Source organism: Demequina sp. NBRC 110054 (genome assembly GCF_002090115.1).
Classification (GTDB): domain Bacteria; phylum Actinomycetota; class Actinomycetes; order Actinomycetales; family Demequinaceae; genus Demequina.
The window spans coordinates 538,594-555,934 of record NZ_BBRK01000006.1; the positions used below are offsets into that span (position 1 = coordinate 538,594).

The 17,341-nt window shown below is 72.5% G+C and carries 12 protein-coding genes; 7 read left to right on the top strand and 5 right to left on the bottom strand.

Features of this window, described 5'->3' with window-relative positions; translation table 11 throughout:
• Positions 1-10: 10 nt before the first annotated feature.
• The 4 genes from B7K23_RS15150 to B7K23_RS15165 all read right to left on the bottom strand — a co-directional run bounded on the left by B7K23_RS15150 (position 11) and on the right by B7K23_RS15165 (position 5,816).
• Positions 11-3,007: a BTAD domain-containing putative transcriptional regulator gene (locus B7K23_RS15150; RefSeq protein WP_084127505.1), complete on the bottom strand. Its 2,997-nt coding sequence runs from the start codon at positions 3,005-3,007 to the stop codon at positions 11-13.
• A gap of 150 nt (positions 3,008-3,157) precedes the next feature.
• Positions 3,158-4,234, bottom strand: coding sequence for a tRNA 2-thiouridine(34) synthase MnmA (gene mnmA, locus B7K23_RS15155; protein WP_084127506.1), 1,077 nt, complete (start codon positions 4,232-4,234; stop codon positions 3,158-3,160).
• A gap of 98 nt (positions 4,235-4,332) precedes the next feature.
• Positions 4,333-4,935 (bottom strand): VanZ family protein, encoded by a 603-nt coding sequence (locus B7K23_RS15160; protein ID WP_084127507.1) that lies wholly within the window; start codon positions 4,933-4,935, stop codon positions 4,333-4,335.
• A 74-nt stretch (positions 4,936-5,009) separates the two neighbouring features.
• Entirely contained in the window at positions 5,010-5,816 is an 807-nt protein-coding gene (locus B7K23_RS15165) for an IclR family transcriptional regulator (protein ID WP_084127508.1), read from the bottom strand.
• 77 nt (positions 5,817-5,893) lie between these two features.
• Between B7K23_RS15165 and hutH the strand changes: the two genes are divergently transcribed.
• From hutH to hutI, 5 genes are all read left to right on the top strand, one after another.
• Positions 5,894-7,471 carry a histidine ammonia-lyase gene (gene hutH / locus B7K23_RS15170; protein WP_084127509.1) on the top strand — a complete coding sequence of 526 codons (1,578 nt, stop codon included), beginning with the start codon at positions 5,894-5,896 and terminating at the stop codon, positions 7,469-7,471.
• A gap of 92 nt (positions 7,472-7,563) precedes the next feature.
• Complete coding sequence (gene hutU / locus B7K23_RS15175; RefSeq protein WP_084127510.1) at positions 7,564-9,258, top strand: urocanate hydratase; 1,695 nt, start codon at positions 7,564-7,566, stop codon at positions 9,256-9,258.
• On the top strand, positions 9,255-10,553 hold the full coding sequence (locus B7K23_RS15180; protein WP_234996568.1) for an allantoate amidohydrolase: 1,299 nt from the start codon (positions 9,255-9,257) through the stop codon (positions 10,551-10,553). The genes hutU and B7K23_RS15180 overlap by 4 nt, the downstream gene beginning before the upstream one ends.
• Complete coding sequence (locus tag B7K23_RS15185) at positions 10,550-11,866, top strand: formimidoylglutamate deiminase (RefSeq protein WP_084127511.1); 1,317 nt, start codon at positions 10,550-10,552, stop codon at positions 11,864-11,866. The genes B7K23_RS15180 and B7K23_RS15185 overlap by 4 nt, the downstream gene beginning before the upstream one ends.
• Positions 11,859-13,043, top strand: a complete 1,185-nt coding sequence (gene hutI / locus B7K23_RS15190) for an imidazolonepropionase (RefSeq protein ID WP_084127512.1) — start codon at positions 11,859-11,861, stop codon at positions 13,041-13,043. Before B7K23_RS15185 ends, hutI begins: the two co-directional genes overlap by 8 nt.
• Here hutI and B7K23_RS15195 read toward each other — a convergent pair.
• On the bottom strand, positions 13,012-15,057 hold the full coding sequence (locus tag B7K23_RS15195) for a TIM-barrel domain-containing protein (protein ID WP_084127513.1): 2,046 nt from the start codon (positions 15,055-15,057) through the stop codon (positions 13,012-13,014). The two genes, hutI and B7K23_RS15195, sit on opposite strands and share 32 nt — an antisense overlap.
• 174 nt (positions 15,058-15,231) lie before the next feature.
• On the opposite strand from B7K23_RS15195, the gene B7K23_RS15200 reads away from it, so the two are divergent.
• Together B7K23_RS15200 and B7K23_RS15205 are read left to right on the top strand one after the other, a co-directional pair.
• Entirely contained in the window at positions 15,232-15,906 is a 675-nt protein-coding gene (locus B7K23_RS15200) for a response regulator transcription factor (protein ID WP_159451447.1), read from the top strand.
• On the top strand, positions 15,903-17,321 hold the full coding sequence (locus B7K23_RS15205; RefSeq protein ID WP_084127515.1) for a cell wall metabolism sensor histidine kinase WalK: 1,419 nt from the start codon (positions 15,903-15,905) through the stop codon (positions 17,319-17,321). The genes B7K23_RS15200 and B7K23_RS15205 overlap by 4 nt, the downstream gene beginning before the upstream one ends.
• Positions 17,322-17,341 lie beyond the last annotated feature (20 nt).

Here is a 17,341-nt window from a genome sequence, read left to right on the forward strand (position 1 = left end):
CTTCTACCCTTCAGCAGTCGGCCCCGGCCGCGGCCCGCGCGACGCGGGTCGCGGCCTCGACCGCACTCACGAGAGGCTGGCGCGCTCCCTCCACCATGAGCTCGTCGCAACGGGCGTCGCCGAGGGTCACCCTCAGCGCAGACTCCGCCTCCGCGGCATCGCACGGCACCCGCCACCGGTAGGTCGACCAGCGGGAGCCCGCGGCTCCGAGCAGCCGGGCGCAGTCCTCGGGCGCGTCCGCGTGACCGAGCACCGCGGCGACGCGCAGCGCCGGGGGCAGCGGTGCCTCCCATCCAAGGAATCCGAGCACCTCGAGGACCTCGACGGTCAAGGTCGCCGAGGTGTCGGGACGCCCGCACCGCAGCGAGATCGATGCGACGGCGGGCAGCAGCACCGCGAGGCGCAGCCCCCTGCCGAAGGCTCGCCAGCGTTCGACGAGCGCAAGGCACTCGTCCAGATGCTCCCGATCGGGCGCCACGAGCGCGCGAGAGAGCGCCGCGTTCGTCTCAAGGCGCAGCTGCGCCTCGTCGAACCGCTGTCCCTCGCACAGCGCGAGGCCTCGCACGGTCTCCTCGTCGACGACGCGGCTCATCGCTGCGTCGTCCTCGAGCGCGAAGGAGGCGACGAGGGCAACCTCGGCGACCCCGGCGCGGAGGTTCGCCTCGATCGCCCCGAGCCCGCGCCCCGCGGCCTCGTCCGCGGCACGCCGCCCCTTCTCGACCGCGTGCGCGTAGCGGCCTCGCTCCGCCTCCATCGCCGCGCTCCAGTAGTCGACCCAGAGCGTCTCCGCCACCTCGCCGGTCTCCTCGAAATGCGCCCGCGCTCGCGCGAGCCCGCGGTCGGCGCCGTCGAGGTCTCCGCTGAAGCCCGCGACAGCGCCGGCGAGCAGCTCGACCTCGCCGCGCAGCCCCGCGGGCACCTCGACGCCGTCCGCGGCCTCGAGGGAGCGCGTCACCCACGAGCGGAGCAGCAGCAGACGGCCGATCGACAGCAGGGCCCAGTTGCCCCGGCCCGCGAGCCTCATGGCAAGCCGCACGTCTCCGCGCGCGAGCGCCCGGTCGAATGCCGCGCGGGCATCGAGCAGGTGCGACTCGAGCTCGCTGGTCCACTCCGCCGTCGCGCCCTGGACCCCCTGCCCGACCCTCTCCACGAGCGCGGCGACCCATTCGCCGTGGCGCGTCTCCCACGCGGTGAGCGCGTCGCGCAGGTTCTCGCGCCCGAACTCCCTCACGGTCTCGAGCAGCGTGTAGCGGTCCCGCTCCCTCTCGACCACCGACCGGTCGACCAGGTCGGCCAGCACGGCGGGCACATCGTCCTCGTCTAGTCCGTCGCCGGAGCAGACCGAGGTCGCGGCGGCCAGCCCGATCGGTCCCACGAAGACGGACATCCTGTCGAGCAGCGCGCGCTGCTGCGTGCTCAGCAGCTGATAGCTCCACTCGGTCGTCGCGCGCAGGGTCCGATGCTGGGACGGGCCTCCGAGGTCGCCATCGGTGAGCAGCCGGAAGCGAGCATCGAGACCCTCGTCGAGGTCGGCCGCCGACATCCCGCCCAGGCGCGCCGCCGCGAGCTCGAGCGCGAGAGGCATCCCGTCGAGTCTGCGGCAGACCCGCACCAGGTGCGCGGCCTCGGCCGCATCCGGGACGAGCGCCCCGCCCGCGCGCCCCGCGCGTTCGAGCAGCAGGCGGCCCGAGGCGCTGGCGACGAGCGACTCCGCTGTCTCCTCCTCGGGCAGGTCCAGCGCGGGGATCCGCCACTTGTGCTCGCCGTACACATGCAGGGGCACGCGGCTCGTCGCGAGCACCCGCAGCTCCGGACATCTCGCCAGCAGCTCCTCCGCGAAGGCGGCCACGGGCTCGCTGAGGTGCTCGCAGTTGTCGAGCACGAGGAGCCCGGGCCTGTCGCGGAACCAGGCCGCGAGCGCATCGCCCGGATCGCTCTCGTACTGCTGGGGCATCCCGATCGCTCGGCCCACGTGGATGGGCAGCGCGGCCGGGTCGGACATGCCCGCGAGCGGCACCCACCACACCGCACCGTCGCGCGCGAGCGCGTGCGCGATCCGCAGCGCGACCCGGGTCTTGCCCGCGCCGCCGGGTCCCACGATGGTGACGAGCGGCTCGCTCTCCACGAGCTCCGTCAGTCCCTCGACGTGCGCCTCTCGACCGATCAGCGCCGTGCGCTCCCTCGGCAGTCGCGTCGCGGGACTCGGCCGCGCAGGCACGTCCGGCGTGGGGGACTGAGGAAGCTCCTCGCGGAGCATCCTCAGATGCAGCGCCGCCAAGTCGGGTCCCGGATCCAGGCCGAGCTCCTCCGCGAGGCTCTCGCGGAGCGTCTCGAACTCCTGCAACGCGGTCGAGCGCCTGCCTGCGCGCCAGAGCGCCTCCATGCGGAGCGCGGCGACGCGCTCGTCGTGCGGCTCGTCGCGCGCGAGCGACTCGAGCTCGGCGAGCGTCTCCTGTGGCGATCCTTCCGCGATGCGCTCGGCGCACCAGCCCTTGCGAGCCTCGCGGTGGAGCGTGTCGAGCCTCGCGGCCTCGGCCCGCGCGAAGGTCTGCGCAATCCCGGCATAGGGCTCGCCGCGCCAGCGCACGAGCGCGTCCGCGAACGTCGCACCCGGCTCGCCGTGCATCGCGGCAGCGACCGCGGCCTCGAAGGCACCCACGTCGGTCGCCTCGTGCTCGAGCGCGAGCACGTAGCCCGAGGCACGCGTCAGCAGCGTCTGCCACTCATCGCCCTCACCGGGCTCGAGGAGCCTCCGCAGCTGCGAGATGTAGGTCTGCACGATCTTGGAGGCGGACGCCGGCGGCTCGTCCTCCCACAGCGCGTCGAGGATGCGCTCCACCGGGACGATGCGGCCGGCGTGGATCGCGAGCAGCGCCAGGAGGGCCCGGCGTCCCTCTCCCTGGACCGCGAGCAGCTCGCCGTCCCGCACGATGCGGACGTCCTCGAACAGCTCGATCGCGGGCGCGGCGGAATCCGCCTCGGCGTACGCCCGCATCGTCTCGACCATGAGCGCCCCCAGTCACGGCGCGCCTCGCGCCGCCTCCCCCTGTTGACACATCCACTGTAAGTCTTGAGAACGATCCGCGCAGAGGTTCCGGTCGACCGTGGCGACGGGGAACCCGAGCCTCGCTTGCATCGTCCGGGGGGACGTGGCGCGTCAGCGGACGAGCGTCGCCTGTCCCAGGACCCGCGTGCCCGCGTAGACGACGAGGCTCTGACCGGCCGCGATGCCGCGGGTCGGCTCGTCGAGGTGGACGACGATGCGGTCACCCTCGCGGGTGACGACGCCGGGCAGCGGGACGCCGTGCGCGCGCACCTGCGCCTCACAGCGCGTCGGCGCGTCGGCGGGAACGTCCGGCGCGAGCCACACGGCCTTCTCCCCCACGAGCGTCGAGACCGACAGCAGCGTCTCCGGACCGACCGTGACGACGTTGCGGGCCGTGTCGACGCCGGTCACGTAGCGCGGCTTTCCGTCGACTGCCGGGTTGCCGAGCCCGAGGCCCTTGCGCTGGCCGACCGTATACGCGTACGCACCCGTGTGCGCGCCGACGACCTCGCCGTCCTGGTCGACGATCGCTCCGGGACGCTCGCCCAGCTCGCGCTCGAGGAAGCCCTTCGTGTCGCCGTCGGCGACGAAGCAGATGTCGTACGAGTCCGGCTTGTTGGAGACTCCGAGCCCACGCGCGGCGGCCTCGGCGCGCACCTCGGACTTCGAGGCAACCGCGCCCAGCGGGAACATCGAGCGGGCGAGCCGATCGGGGCCCATCACCGCGAGCACGTAGGACTGGTCCTTGGCCGCGTCGGCCGCGCGATGGAGCTCGCGCACGCCGTCCTCGCGCAGGTCGATCCGCGCGTAGTGGCCGGTCGCGACCGCGTCGAAGCCGAGCGCCGACGCGCGCTCCAGAAGCGTGTCGAACTTGATGTGCTCGTTGCAGCGCACGCACGGGTTCGGGGTGCGGCCCGCCTCGTACTCGGACAGGAAGTCGGCGACGACGGTGTCGTGGAACTCGTCGCTCAGGTCCCACACGTAGTACGGGATGCCGAGGATGTCAGCGGCGCGGCGCGCGTCGTTCGCGTCCTCGATCGAGCAGCAGCCGCGGCTCCCAGAACGGTAGAGGTCGCGATTGCGGCTGAGGGCCATGTGGACCGCGGTGACGTCGTGACCCGCGTCGACGGCGCGCGCGGCCGCGACGGCGGAGTCGACTCCGCCGGACAGGGCTGCGAGCACGCGCATGGGGACCTCTTCGGATCGTTCGGGGACCCGACAAGTCTACGTGGAGCCCAGGGTCCTCCCCCGTGCTGCCGCCGGCGGCCGCGTGCCCGACGTGCGCCCTACGTTCCGCTCGTTGTCGTCTCTGAGCTCTCGAACTCCCCCAGGTTCGTCTCGGCGTTGCCAGGCCTCGCCATCCGGACCATGCGGAGAGCCCCCTTGGCGAGCAGCGCACCCAGCAGGGCGCCTACGACGGCGAGAATCACATCGTCCACCGAGGCGACTCGACCGGTCGCGAGCGCGAATTGCGCGGTCTCGATCGCGATCACGAGCACGAGCCCCGCGAGCACGCTGCGACCGATGCCCCAACGCGCGTCGATCGCCAGCAGGAGGCCGAGCGGAACGAACATGGCGACGTTGCCACCGATCTGGACGAACGGCACCTGCCACCACACGCTGTTCGCGATCAGCTCCACGATCTCAGCGAAGGGGACGAGCGAGACGGAGCGCGGACCGGCGTCGAACGTGGGCGAGAGTGTGAGCGAGGCGACGCAGAGCACCCACGCGAGCAGCCCCCCGGAGCGGAGGATGCGAAGCACCGGACGGGGCCGACGACGCTGGGCCGGGATTCCCAGCACCGCGAGCGCGACGAGCGCGAACGCGCACCCGCTGAGGATGAGCATCGACTGCAGCTCGCCACCGAAAGCGCGCCACAACTGCACCATCCGAGCCCCCGATCGACGTCGCCCCTGCGTGAAGGCTAGATGCCCCCTTCACCACACGATGCGATCGACACACGTCAGGCCTTCCGCGCCCCGATGCGGCGGCCCAGCTCGGCCGCATCGCGGGTCACCTCCTCGACGAGCGTCCCCCGCCGCTCGTCGTCGATCCGCGCCGAGTCGAAGGTGACCGCGATCGCCGCGATCGGCCAGCCTGCGTGGTCGCGCACGGGCACGGCGACCGAGGCGAGGCCCGCGGTCACGGAACCGTCCTCCCACGCGAATCCGCGCGCCCGCGTGAGCCGCACGAGCTCCTTGAGCTCGCGGTAGGACCCCGGAGACCCCTCGGGCGCCGACTCGAACGCAGCCGTCGACGGAAAGGTCGCGCGCACCTGGGCGTCGGGCAGCGCGGACAGGATCGCGCGCCCCGAGGCGGTTGCGAGCGCGCTGAGCCTCACCCCGACGTCGGTGATCAGCGTGGGGCGGCGGGGCGCGCGCTCCTCGACGATGTAGACGACGTCCCGTCCCTCGAGCACCGCGAGGTGCGCGGACTCCCCGACGCGGTCGACGAGCCCCGCGAGCACCGGGGCGCCGAGCCGGGCGAGCGGCTGCTGCCGCGAGTAGCCAGACCCCAGCTCGTAGGCCGCGACGCCCAGGCCATAGCGCGACTCCTCGGGCAGATGGACCACGTAGCCGTGCTCGACCATCGCGGACAGCTGCCGGTACAGGGACGCGCGAGGCACTCCCAGAGCCGAGGCGAGGTGCCCCGCGGTCACGGGGCCGCGTTGGCGCGCGAGGTGGGTGAGGATCGTGAGCGCCTGGTCGACCGCGGGGGCCGCCGGGCGCGCGCCACCCGCCCCGCCAGGGGCCTCCCGATCCTCCGCCACGGCTCCAGTCTCACATATGAGACACAGGCATAGCGAAGCGCGACCGAAACGCGCCCCCGGGGCCCTTTCATGAACCCATGACCCTCATCGACGCCACCGCCCTCGACCCGGCGGTCCACACCGTGACGCTCGGCTCCGGCGCGCCCTCGCCCGCCGACGTGGTCGCGGTCGCGCGACACGACGCGCGCCTCACGATCGATCCCGCCGCGCTCGCGGCGATGGCCCAGTCCCGCTCGGTGATCGACGCGCTCGCCGCCGATCCGAAGCCGCACTACGGGGTCAGCACCGGCTTCGGCGCGCTCGCCACGACGTTCATCGACCGCGACCGACGCCGCCAGCTCCAGCTCAGCCTGGTCCGCTCGCACGCCGCCGGCTCGGGCCCCGAGGTCGAGCGCGAGGTGATCCGCGCCCTCACGATGCTGCGCCTGTCGACGCTCCTGACGGGACGCACCGGCGCGCGCCCGGACGTCGCCGAGACCTACGCCGCGATGCTGAACGCCGGCATCACGCCGGTCGTGCACGAGTACGGCTCCCTGGGCTGCTCGGGCGACCTCGCCCCGCTGTCCCACGTCGCTCTCGCCGCGATCGGCGAGGGCCCGGTGCGCGACGGCCACGGCTACGCGATGGACGCCGCCACCGCCCTGCGGGCCGCCGGCATCGAGCCGCTCGTGCTCGAGGAGAAGGAGGGCCTCGCCCTCATCAATGGCACCGACGGCATGCTCGGGCAGCTGCTGCTCGCGCTCGCCGACCTCGACCGCCTCGTGACGACGGCCGACGTGACCGCCGCCATGAGCGTCGAGTCGCTGCTCGGCACAGACGCAACGTTCGCCTCCGACCTGCAGGCCCTGCGCCCGCACCCCGGCGTCGGCGCCTCGGCGCACAACCTCACTCGCGTGCTCGAGGGCTCCGGGATCGTCGCGAGCCACCGCGGACCCGACTGCACCCGGGTGCAGGACGCCTATTCGCTGCGCTGCGCGCCGCAGGTCGCCGGCGCGGTTCGGGACACGATGGCGCACGCGTGGCTCGTGGCCAACCGCGAGCTCGCGTCCGCGGTCGACAACCCCGTCGTCATGCCGGACGGCCGGGTCGAGTCGAACGGCTCCTTCCACGGCGCCCCGGTCGCGTACGTCCTCGACTTCCTCGCCATCGCGGTCGCGGACCTCGCGAGCATGTCCGAGCGCCGCATCGACCGGATGCTCGACCCGTCCCGCAACCACGGCCTCACGCCGTTCCTGGCGCACGAGGTCGGCGTCGACTCGGGCCTCATGATCGCGCAGTACACCGCCGCGGGCATCGTGTCCGAGCTCAAGCGCCTCGCCAACCCCGCCTCGACAGACTCGATCCCGTCTTCCGCGATGCAGGAGGACCACGTGTCGATGGGCTGGCACGCCGCACGCAAGCTCCGCACGGCGATCGATGGGCTGAGCCGCGTGCTCGGCATCGAGCTGCTCGCCGCCTCGCGCGCCCAGGCCCTGCGCGCCCCTCTCGAGCCCTCCCCCGCCACGGCGGCCGCCGCCGCGCTCGTGGCCGAGGCCGCCGCGCCCGGCGGGGACCGCTTCCTCGCGCCCGAGATCGACGCCGCCGCGACCGCAGTCCGCGAGGGCCACGTGCTCGCCGCGGTCGAGGAGACCATCGGCCGCCTCGCCCGCGCCTGAGCGACCACGCCGACCACGCCAGGCCCGCCCCGATTGCCAGCCCACCCCGACGCCCAGACCCGCACCAGCCGACACCCCGCCCAGGAGATCGCATGACAGCCACCGACACCGCCCGCATCGTCCGTGCCGCTCGAGGCACCGAGCTCTCCGCCAAGTCCTGGCAGACCGAGGCGCCCCTGCGCATGCTCATGAACAACCTGGACCCCGAGGTCGCGGAGCGGCCCGAGGACCTCGTCGTCTACGGCGGCACCGGCCGCGCGGCGCGCAGCTGGGAGGCGTACGACGCGATCGTCGCGACCCTGCGCGACCTCGAGGCCGACGAGACCCTCCTGGTGCAGTCGGGCAAGCCCGTCGGAGTGTTCCGCACGCACGAGTGGGCACCCAGGGTGCTGATCGCGAACTCCAACCTCGTGGGCGACTGGGCCACGTGGCCCGAATTCAGGCGCCTCGAGGCCGAGGGACTCATGATGTACGGCCAGATGACGGCCGGCTCGTGGATCTACATCGGCACGCAGGGCATCCTCCAGGGCACGTACGAGACCTTCGCCGCGGCCGCGCGTCAGCGCGCCGAGCGCGAGGGCCGCGATCCCTCGACCGCGACCCTCCGAGGGACGCTGACCCTCACGGGAGGCGCGGGCGGCATGGGCGGCGCGCAGCCGCTCGCGGTCACGCTCAACGAGGGCGCGTGCCTGATCGTCGACGTGGACCGCTCGCGCCTCGAGCGCCGCGTGGATCACGGCTACCTCGACGTCGTCGCCTCGGACCTGGACGATGCGATCGCCCGGGCGGTCTCGGCGCGCACCGAGGGCCGGGCACTGTCGGTCGGCGTGGTCGGCAACGCCGCCGAGGCCTTCCCCGAGCTGCTGCGCCGCGGGGTTCCGATCGACCTGGTCACGGACCAGACCTCGGCCCACGACCCGCTGTCCTACCTGCCGATCGGCTACACCGTCGAGGAGTGGCACCACCGCGCCGCGGCCGACCCCGAGCGGTTCACCCTCGACGCTCGCGCCGCCATGGCGAAGCACGTCGAGGCCATGGTCGGGTTCAAAGACGTTGGTGCCGACGTATTCGACTACGGCAACTCGATCCGCGCCGAGGCGAAGCTGGGCGGCTACGACCGGGCCTTCGACTTCCCCGGCTTCGTGCCCGCCTACATCCGACCCCAGTTCGAGGAGGGCCGCGGCCCGTTCCGCTGGGCCGCGCTGTCGGGCGACCCCGAGGACATCGCCAAGACCGACAAGGCGCTCATGGAGCTCTTCCCCGAGCACGAGTCGCTGCACCGGTGGCTCAAGGCCGCGGGCGAGAAGGTCCACTTCGAGGGTCTTCCGGCACGCATCTGCTGGCTCGGCTACCAGGAGCGACACCTCGCGGGACTCAAGTTCAACGAGATGGTCGCGAGCGGCGAGCTGTCCGCGCCGATCGTCATCGGACGCGACCACCTGGACTCCGGATCGGTCGCCTCGCCGTACCGCGAGACCGAGGGCATGAAGGACGGCTCGGATGCGATCGCCGACTGGCCGCTGCTCAACGCCCTGCTCAACACCGCCTCGGGCGCGACGTGGGTGTCGCTGCACCACGGTGGCGGCGTGGGCATCGGCCGCTCGATCCACGCGGGCCAGGTCATCGTCGCCGATGGCACCGACCTCGCGGCGGAGAAGATCGCGCGGGTGCTGGTCAACGACCCTGGCACGGGCGTGATGCGCCACGTCGACGCCGGCTACGACCACGCCAAGGACGTCGCCCGCGAGCGCGGTCTGCGGGTGCCCATGATGGAGGCGGGCGAGTGACGGCTGTCGAGACCGACGAGGCCATCCACGAGGGGGCCGGCACCGTGACGCGGGTCCTCGATCCCGTCGCGGCGCTCGCAGAGCTCGCGCCGATCGGCCGCGACGAGGCGCGAGGCGGGTGGTCGCGCCACCTGCTCGACGACGCGGACCAGAAGATGCGCGAGTGGTTCTTCAACACGGCAGTTTCACTGGGTTTGGATGTCGAAGGCGATCGCAACGCCAACCAATGGGCGGCATGGAGCCCGGAGGGAGCGACCGGCCCCGCAGTCGGCACGGGCTCCCACCTGGACTCCGTGCCGGGCGGAGGACCGCTCGATGGCCCACTCGGAGTCGTCTCGTCGCTCGCCGCCGTGTCACGCCTCATGGACGAGGGTCACCGGCCCACTCGCCCGATCCGCATCGCCAACTTCGCGGAGGAGGAGGGCGCGCGCTTCGGCGTGCCGTGCCTGGGTTCGCAGCTGCTGTGCGGCGAGCTCGCCGCAGAGCGCGTCGGGCCGCTCACCGACAGCGCGGGCGTCTCCGCGAGCGAGGTGCTGCGCGAGGCCGGCTTCGACCCGCAGACGATCGGCGCGGACCCATCTCGCCTGGCAGATCTCGCGATGTACGTCGAGCTGCACGTCGAGCAGGGACGCCAGCTCGCCCCGCTCGACGCTCCCGTGGGCCTCGCGACGGGCATCCTCGCGCACGGCCGCTGGCGGGTGACGATCACGGGCCGTGGAGACCACGCGGGCGCGACCGAGCTGGACTCGCGTCACGACCCGATGCTCGTCGCGTCATCCGCGATCCAGGCGGCGCGCGCCCGGGCGCTGCTCGCGGATCCCCGGACGAAGGCACGTGCAACGGTCGGCAAGCTCCAGGTGGTGCCCGGGGGCTCGAACGCGATCGCATCCGAGGTGCGGCTGTGGCTCGACGCTCGCGCCGAGCATGACGACGAGGTGCGCGCCCTGGTGGCCGACGTCGTCGCGGACGCGCGCAAGGCCGCGCGCGGCGAGGGCTGCGAGATCGAAGTCTCCGAAGAGTCGTTCAGCACCAGGGTGACGTTCGACGTCGACCTCACCGACCGACTGCACGCGGCGATCTCCCCTCACCTCGGAATCGTCCCTCGTATCCCCACGGGCGCGGGCCACGACGCGGGCATCCTCGCCGGGTACATCCCGACGGCGATGCTGTTCGTCCGCAACCCGGACGGCGTCTCCCACTCCCCGCACGAGGGTGCCTCCGACGACGACATCCGCGCCGGAGTGGGCGCCCTCACCGACGCGCTGCGCGCGCTCACGAGCCCGGAGCACCCATGAGGATCGCGTGCCGCCGCCTGGTCCTGCCGGAACAGGTGCTGAGCGACGTCGTGATCGACCTGGACGACGCGGGCGTCGTGACGGCCTGGCAGCAGGACTCCCCTGGCAGACCCGCGGATCTCACGGTCGGCCTCGCCGTGCCGGCGTTCGCGAACACGCACAGCCACGCGTTCCACCGGCGCCTGCGAGGGCGCACCCACGCAGGCGGCGGAGACTTCTGGCGCTGGCGCGAGGTCATGTACCGAGAGGCCGCCGCGATGGACCCGGACCGCCTGCGCGCGGTGGCCGCGGCGGTCTACGCGGAGATGGTCGCGGCCGGCTACTCCGCTGTGGGCGAGTTCCACTACCTGCACCACCGTCCCGACGGCCTGCCCTACGACGACCACGCGATGGAGATCGCCCTCGCGGAGGCGGCCGAGGCCGCGGGGATCCGGCTGACGCTCCTCGACACGCTCTACCTCCGGGGCGGCTTCGGACGGCCGCTCGAGGGCGCGCAGCAGCGCTTCACCGACGGCTCGGTGTGCGGCTGGCTGAGGCGATGGCACTCCCTTCGCGAGACCCTGGCCGCCTCCCACCCGGACGTCACGCTGGGCGCGGCGATCCACTCGGTGCGCGCCGTCTCGGCCCAGGACCTCGGCGATGCCGTGGCCGGGCTGCCCGCCAACGTCCCGCTGCACGTCCACCTGTCCGAGCAGACGCAAGAGAACGAGGACTGCCTCGCCGCCACCGGGCTCACCCCGACCGCGCTGCTCGCGCGCGCGGGCGCACTCACCGAGCGCACCACCGTCGTCCATGCGACCCACCTGACCGACGAGGACGTCGCGACGCTCGGGGCCGCCCGGGTGTCGGTGTCGATGTGCCCCACGACCGAGGCGGACCTGGGAGACGGCCTCGGACGCGCCGCGGACCTGCAGCGGGCGGGTGCGCGCCTCGTGGTCGGCTCGGATCAGCACGTCGTGATCGACCCGTTCGACGAGCTCCGTCGCCTCGAGGGCGGAGCTCGGCTCGCGTCGCATCGTCGCGGCGTCCTCTCCCCCGCCGCACTGTGGCGCGCGGGCGGCACCGACGGCCACGCCTCGGTGTCCTCGCAGTCGTCCCGAGCACAGGCGCTGCGCGTGGGCCACCCTCTGGATCTCGCGATCCTCAACGCGCAGTCGGCCCGCACGGTCGGCTCGGAGCCCCACGAGCTCGTGCTGTCCGCCGCGGCGGACGACGTGATCGGCACCGTCGTGAGGGGCACGTATCGCGAATCTGCGAACCTGCGCGCCCGCGCGGTCGCCGCCTACCTGGTGACGGAGACCAGCCATGTCTAGTCAGGCGATCCTGAACATCGGGACGCTCGCCACGATGGACGACGGCGGAGGGCCCATGGGTCTCGTCCACGACGCCGCCGTCGTGATCGACGGCGGCAGGATCGCGTGGGTCGGTGCGTCGTCCGAGGCTCCGGTCGCGGACACGGCCTTCGACGCCGAGGGCGCCGCGATGATCCCCGGCTTCGTCGACTCGCACACGCATGCGGTGTTCGGCGGCGACCGGTCGGCGGAGTTCGACGCGCGCATGTCCGGCGCGACCTACACCGCGGGAGGGATCCGATCGACGGTCGCCGCGACGCGGGCCGCCTCCTCCGAGGAGCTCGCCGCCCGAACACAGCGCCTGCTCGACGAGGCGCTGCGTCAGGGCACGACGACCGCCGAGATCAAGTCCGGCTACGGCCTCGACGTCCAGACCGAGCGCAGGCTGCTCGAGGTCGCGGGCCGCTTCACCGACGAGGTCACGTTCCTCGGCGCCCACGTCGTGTCGCCCGACTTCGCAGACGATCGGGCCGGCTACGTCGACCTCGTCGCAGGGACGATGCTGGAGACGGTCGCTCCCCTGGCTCGCTGGATCGACGTGTTCTGCGAGGAGGGCGCGTTCGAGGTGTCCGAGACGAGGCGCATCCTGGAGGCCGGCGCGAACGCAGGGCTGGGGCTCAGGGTTCACGCGAACCAGCTCACCCAGTCGGGCGCGGCCGCTCTCGGCGTCGAGATGGGTGCGGCGAGCATCGACCACTGCACCTTCCTGTCCGACGAGGACGTCGACGCGCTCGCGGCCTCGGATACCGTCGCGACCTTCGTGCCCGGCGCAGAGTTCTCGACGCGCCAGCCCTACCCCCGCATCGACCGCCTGCGCGACGCGGGCGTGACCTGGGCGATCGCATCGGACTGCAACCCCGGATCGTCGTTCACGACGTCGATGCCGTTCTGCATCGCGCTCGCGGTGCGAGACATGCACATGACGCCGTCGGAGGCGATCCGCGCCGCGACCCTGGGTGGCGCCCAGGCGCTGCGACGGACTGACGTGGGACGCATCGTCCCTGGTGCGCGAGCCGACCTGGTCCTGCTGGACGCCCCCGACCCGGTCCACCTGGCCTACCGACCCGGCGTGCCACTCGTCTCGCGCGTGTGGCGCGACGGCGTCGTCACCGACCGCTGGGAGCGCCGGGCAGGCTGAGGTCAGCGAGCAGGCCCGAGCCGGACTCGCGCGCGAAGACCGGGATCACCTCGAGCGGCGCCGCGGCCTCGACCCACGCGCCGCCCTCGTGCACCGCGCCGTCGTGAAGCCCTCGCCACCGTGCACCCTCCGGGAGGTACACCGCGCGCGACCGCGCCCCGGGCTCCGTCACGGGCGCGACGAGGAGCTCGTCGCCCATCATGAACTGATCGGCAAGATCCCAGCACTGCTCGTCGCCGGGGAAGTCGTGGAACATCGCGCGCAGCACGGGCTGGCCGTGCTCGTGCGCGTGCCGCATCGTCTCCCGCACGTACGGGCGCAGGTCCTCGCGCAGGCGGACGTACGCCGCGAGGACCTCGTAGACCTCCTCGCCGTAGCTCCACACCTCATTCGAAGCCCCGCTGACCAGGCGCGGTGAGCCGTCGGCGGCCACCACCTGCTCCGTGGGCTTGCGGTCACCGTGCAGCCGCATGACCGGGCAGAACGCGCCGAACTGGAACCACCGGATGAGCAGCTCGCGGAACTCGGGGTCCTCGATGTTGCCGCCGTGGAACCCGCCGATGTCGGTCGTGAACCAGGGGATGCCCGCGATGCCCATGTGGATGCCCGCGGCGATCTGGCGACGGAAGTCGGTCCAGGTCGAGTGGACGTCACCCGACCACGCGAGCGCCCCGTAGCGCTGGCTGCCGGCCCACGCGCAGCGGACCAGGTTGACCACGTCCGCCTGGCCTGCCGCGACCTGCCCGTCGTAGAACGCTCGCGAGAACAGCTGCGGGTAGATGTTGGCGACCTGGACCGCCGGGCCATCGTGATAGCGGTAGTGGTCGAAGTCGTAGACCGCATACTCGGGCTCGGCCTCATCGAGCCAGAACAGCCTGATGCCATGGTCGAAGTAGTTCCGCTTGCACAGCTCCCACACCTTCGCGCGGGCCGCAGGGTTCGTGGCGTCGAGGAACGCACTGGGCCCCTCGAAGGACATGTGGACGTTCGGCCCCCGCTCCGTGCGCACCAGGCCGTTCATCCGTGCGAGCTCGGCGAAGTTCTCCGACTCGACAGAGACCTGCGGCCACACGGAGACCATGAGCTCGATCCCGAGGGAGCGCAGCTCGTCGACCATCGCCTTGGGGTCGGGCCAGAACTCCTCCTCGAAGCGGTAGTCGCCCATCTTGGGCCAGTGGAAGAAGTCCGCGACGATCACATCCATCGGCAGGCCGCGACGCTTGTGCTCGCGGGCCACGTCGAGCAGCTGCTCCTGGTTCCAATAGCGCAGCTTGCACTGCCAGAACCCGAGGCCGTGCTCGGGCATCATCGGCACGTGGCCCGTCGCGTCTGCGTACGCCGCCGTGATCGCGGCGGGCGTCGCTCCCGCGGTGATCCAGTAGTCGAGCTGGAGCGCCGACTCGGCGACCCACTCGGTCCGGTTCGTGGCGAACGTCGCCTTGCCGATCGCGGGGTTGTGCCACAGGAGCCCATAGCCGCGGCTCGACAGCACGAACGGCACGGTCGCCTGCGAGTTGCGGTGCGCGAGCTCGAGCGTGGTCCCCTTGAGGTCCATGAGCTCCTGCTGGTACTGGCCCATGCCGTACAGCCGCTCGCCGGCGTTCGGCTCGAAGGACGCGGTGACCTTGTGCGCCCCACCAGGGATCCCCTGGAGGTGTCGCGCCTCGTACTTGAGGGAGCCGCCAGGCTCGAGCTCGTGCAGCAGCACCGTGCCGTCGGTGTCCGAGTAGTCGATGCGGCACTGGGAGACCGCGTAGCCGGCCTGGAAGTCGAAGGACTGGTGTGCCGTCAGCGTCGCGACGATGCGCCCGTTCACCACGGTCGCGATGTCGCCTTCGACCGTGATCACGGGCGCGGTCGGCACAGGAGCGAGCAGCGCATAGTCGGTGTCGACGATCGCGCCCGCGCGCGTGCTGCGCGTGCGCAGGCTGTCGGAGCCCCATGCCTGGACATAGACGGTCTCGCCGTCGCCTTGCCAGACGACGCCGTCGGGACGGACCTCGAAGTCGGCCACGTTGCCTTCCTCTCCTGCGTGGGCCGCGGCCCGCGCGACAGCGGGCAGCGGCGCCTGGATATGTGAGGGACTCCGCTCACCCTAGCGGGACGGCGGGCCGCCGCCCTTCCCGCGATGGGCCTGCTCCGGGCCATACTTGTCGGACCCGAGCGACGAGCGAGACGAGGAGGAATGATGGCGCGCATCCTTGTCGTCGACGACGACCCCGAGCTGACCGACCTCCTCGCGACCGTGCTGACGCTCGCGAGCCACGAGGTGAGCCGCGCCCCCACGATCGCCGAGGCGAAGGAGTCGCTGCGGCCGGGCACCACCGACCTCGCGCTCGTGGACCTCGGCCTGCCCGACGGCTCGGGTCACGAGCTCGTCGAGCACCTCGCCTCGCGCTTCCCCGCGGTCGGCGTGATCGTCGTGACCGCCGACGGGCGCGAGGACGAGCATGTCCGCGGCCTCAAGGCCGGAGCGGACGACGTCGTGGGAAAGCCCTTCCGCGTCTCAACCCTCGTGGCGCGTGTCGAGGCGGTGCTGAGGCGTCGCGGACCCCAGGCCGAGACGCCCGATGTGATCGAGGTCGGCGACCTCCGCATCGACTGCGACGCAGTGACCGCCACGCGCGCGGGCGAGCCGCTCGACCTCACCGCCACCGAGTTCCGCCTTCTCGAGCACCTCGCGCGCCACCGCGGCACCGTCCTGTCCAAGGCGCAGCTGCTCGAGGAGGTGTGGGGCTACGACTTCGGCGGCGACGGCGCCGTCGTGGAGCGGTTCGTGTCGACCCTGCGGCGCAAGCTCGGTGAGCCCTCCCCCATCCACACGGCGCGCGGCTTCGGCTACTCGCTGCGGGAGCCGCGATGAGCGCGAACCGCTCGCTCCAGCGCACGCTGGTCCTTCGTGTCGCGGCCGCGACCGCCGTCGGCCTCGTGCTCGCGACGGGCGCACTGCTGTGGGCCCTCGCGATCCACCTGCGCAGCGCGGTCGACAGGGATCTGGAATCGGCGCTCGAGCTCGTCGCCACGGCCGAGCGCAATGCCGAGGGCGACGCCACCGTCAACGGCACGCGGCTGTCACGTCTCCTGCCGGGACGCGCGCTGCTCGCGGTGGTGTCGACCGAGGGCGAGATCCAGGTGCTCAGTGCCGACGCGGTCGCCGTCGACGCGCTTCCCACCGAGGCACGCGACTCCGAGGACCCGTTCCCCTTCACGGTCGGCACCACGCACTACCGGGGAGTCATCGTCGAGGCCGACGCGCTCGAGCTCGCGTGGGCGGACGACGCCGCGTCCCCGATCGAGGTCCAGCGCGTCCTGCTCGCGCTCGACATCAGCGCCGACCGCGCGACGGTGCGGACCGTGTCCCTGATCGCGATCGGCGTCGACGCCGCCGCGATGCTGTTCCTGGTCGTCGTCTCGCGCGCGATCGTCGTGAGCTCGATGCGCCCACTGCGGCAGATCGCGAGCGCCGCGGGGCGGATCGCACACTCGGGCGTCGACGAGCCGATGCCGAGGGGCACCGGGTTCGACGAGACCGAGGCGGTCGCGCGCGCCGTCGACGACGCGATCGCGCGACGCACCCGCGCGGAACAGGCGATGAGAGACTTCGTGGCCGACGCCTCGCATGAGCTGCGCACCCCGGTCGCGAAGATCCAGGGCTGGTCCGAGCTCATGCTCTCTGGCGCGCTCGGCGAGGATGCGACGCGAGACGCGCTCGCGACCGTGATCGGCTCCGCCGAGGAGCTCACCGAGGTGGTCGACGAGCTCGCCCTGCTCGCCTCCCTCGACTCCGTCCCTCGCACCGAGCGGGAGGCGGTGAGCCTGGCCGACCTCGCTCGCGACGTCGTCGCCGAGGCCGAGATCGTCGCCGAGGACCGCGCCCTCCACGTCGCCGACCTGACCGCCGCCCCCGCGGACAGCATCGTCCTGGGAGACCGCACCGCGCTCACCCGCGCCCTGCGCAACCTGGTCGGCAACGCCCTCCAGCACGGCGCGGGCGACGTCTCGGTGACGGTGGCGACAGACGGGAACGACGCGGTGGTCACGGTGGCCGACGACGGACCCGGCGTCCCCGCGGAGGTGGCCGCGAGGATCTTCGATCGCTTCTACACGACGTCGCCCGGGCAGGGCCGCCATTCGGGACTCGGCCTCGCGATCGTGCGCTCCGTCGCCCGCGCACATGGAGGAGACGCATCGCTCCTGGAAACCGACCAGGGCGCGAGCTTCGAGGTACGCCTGCCGCGATCGTCAGCAGATCGTCAGGTAGACGTCAGCCACGCGTGAGGCCCGCCCCCTGAGATGGA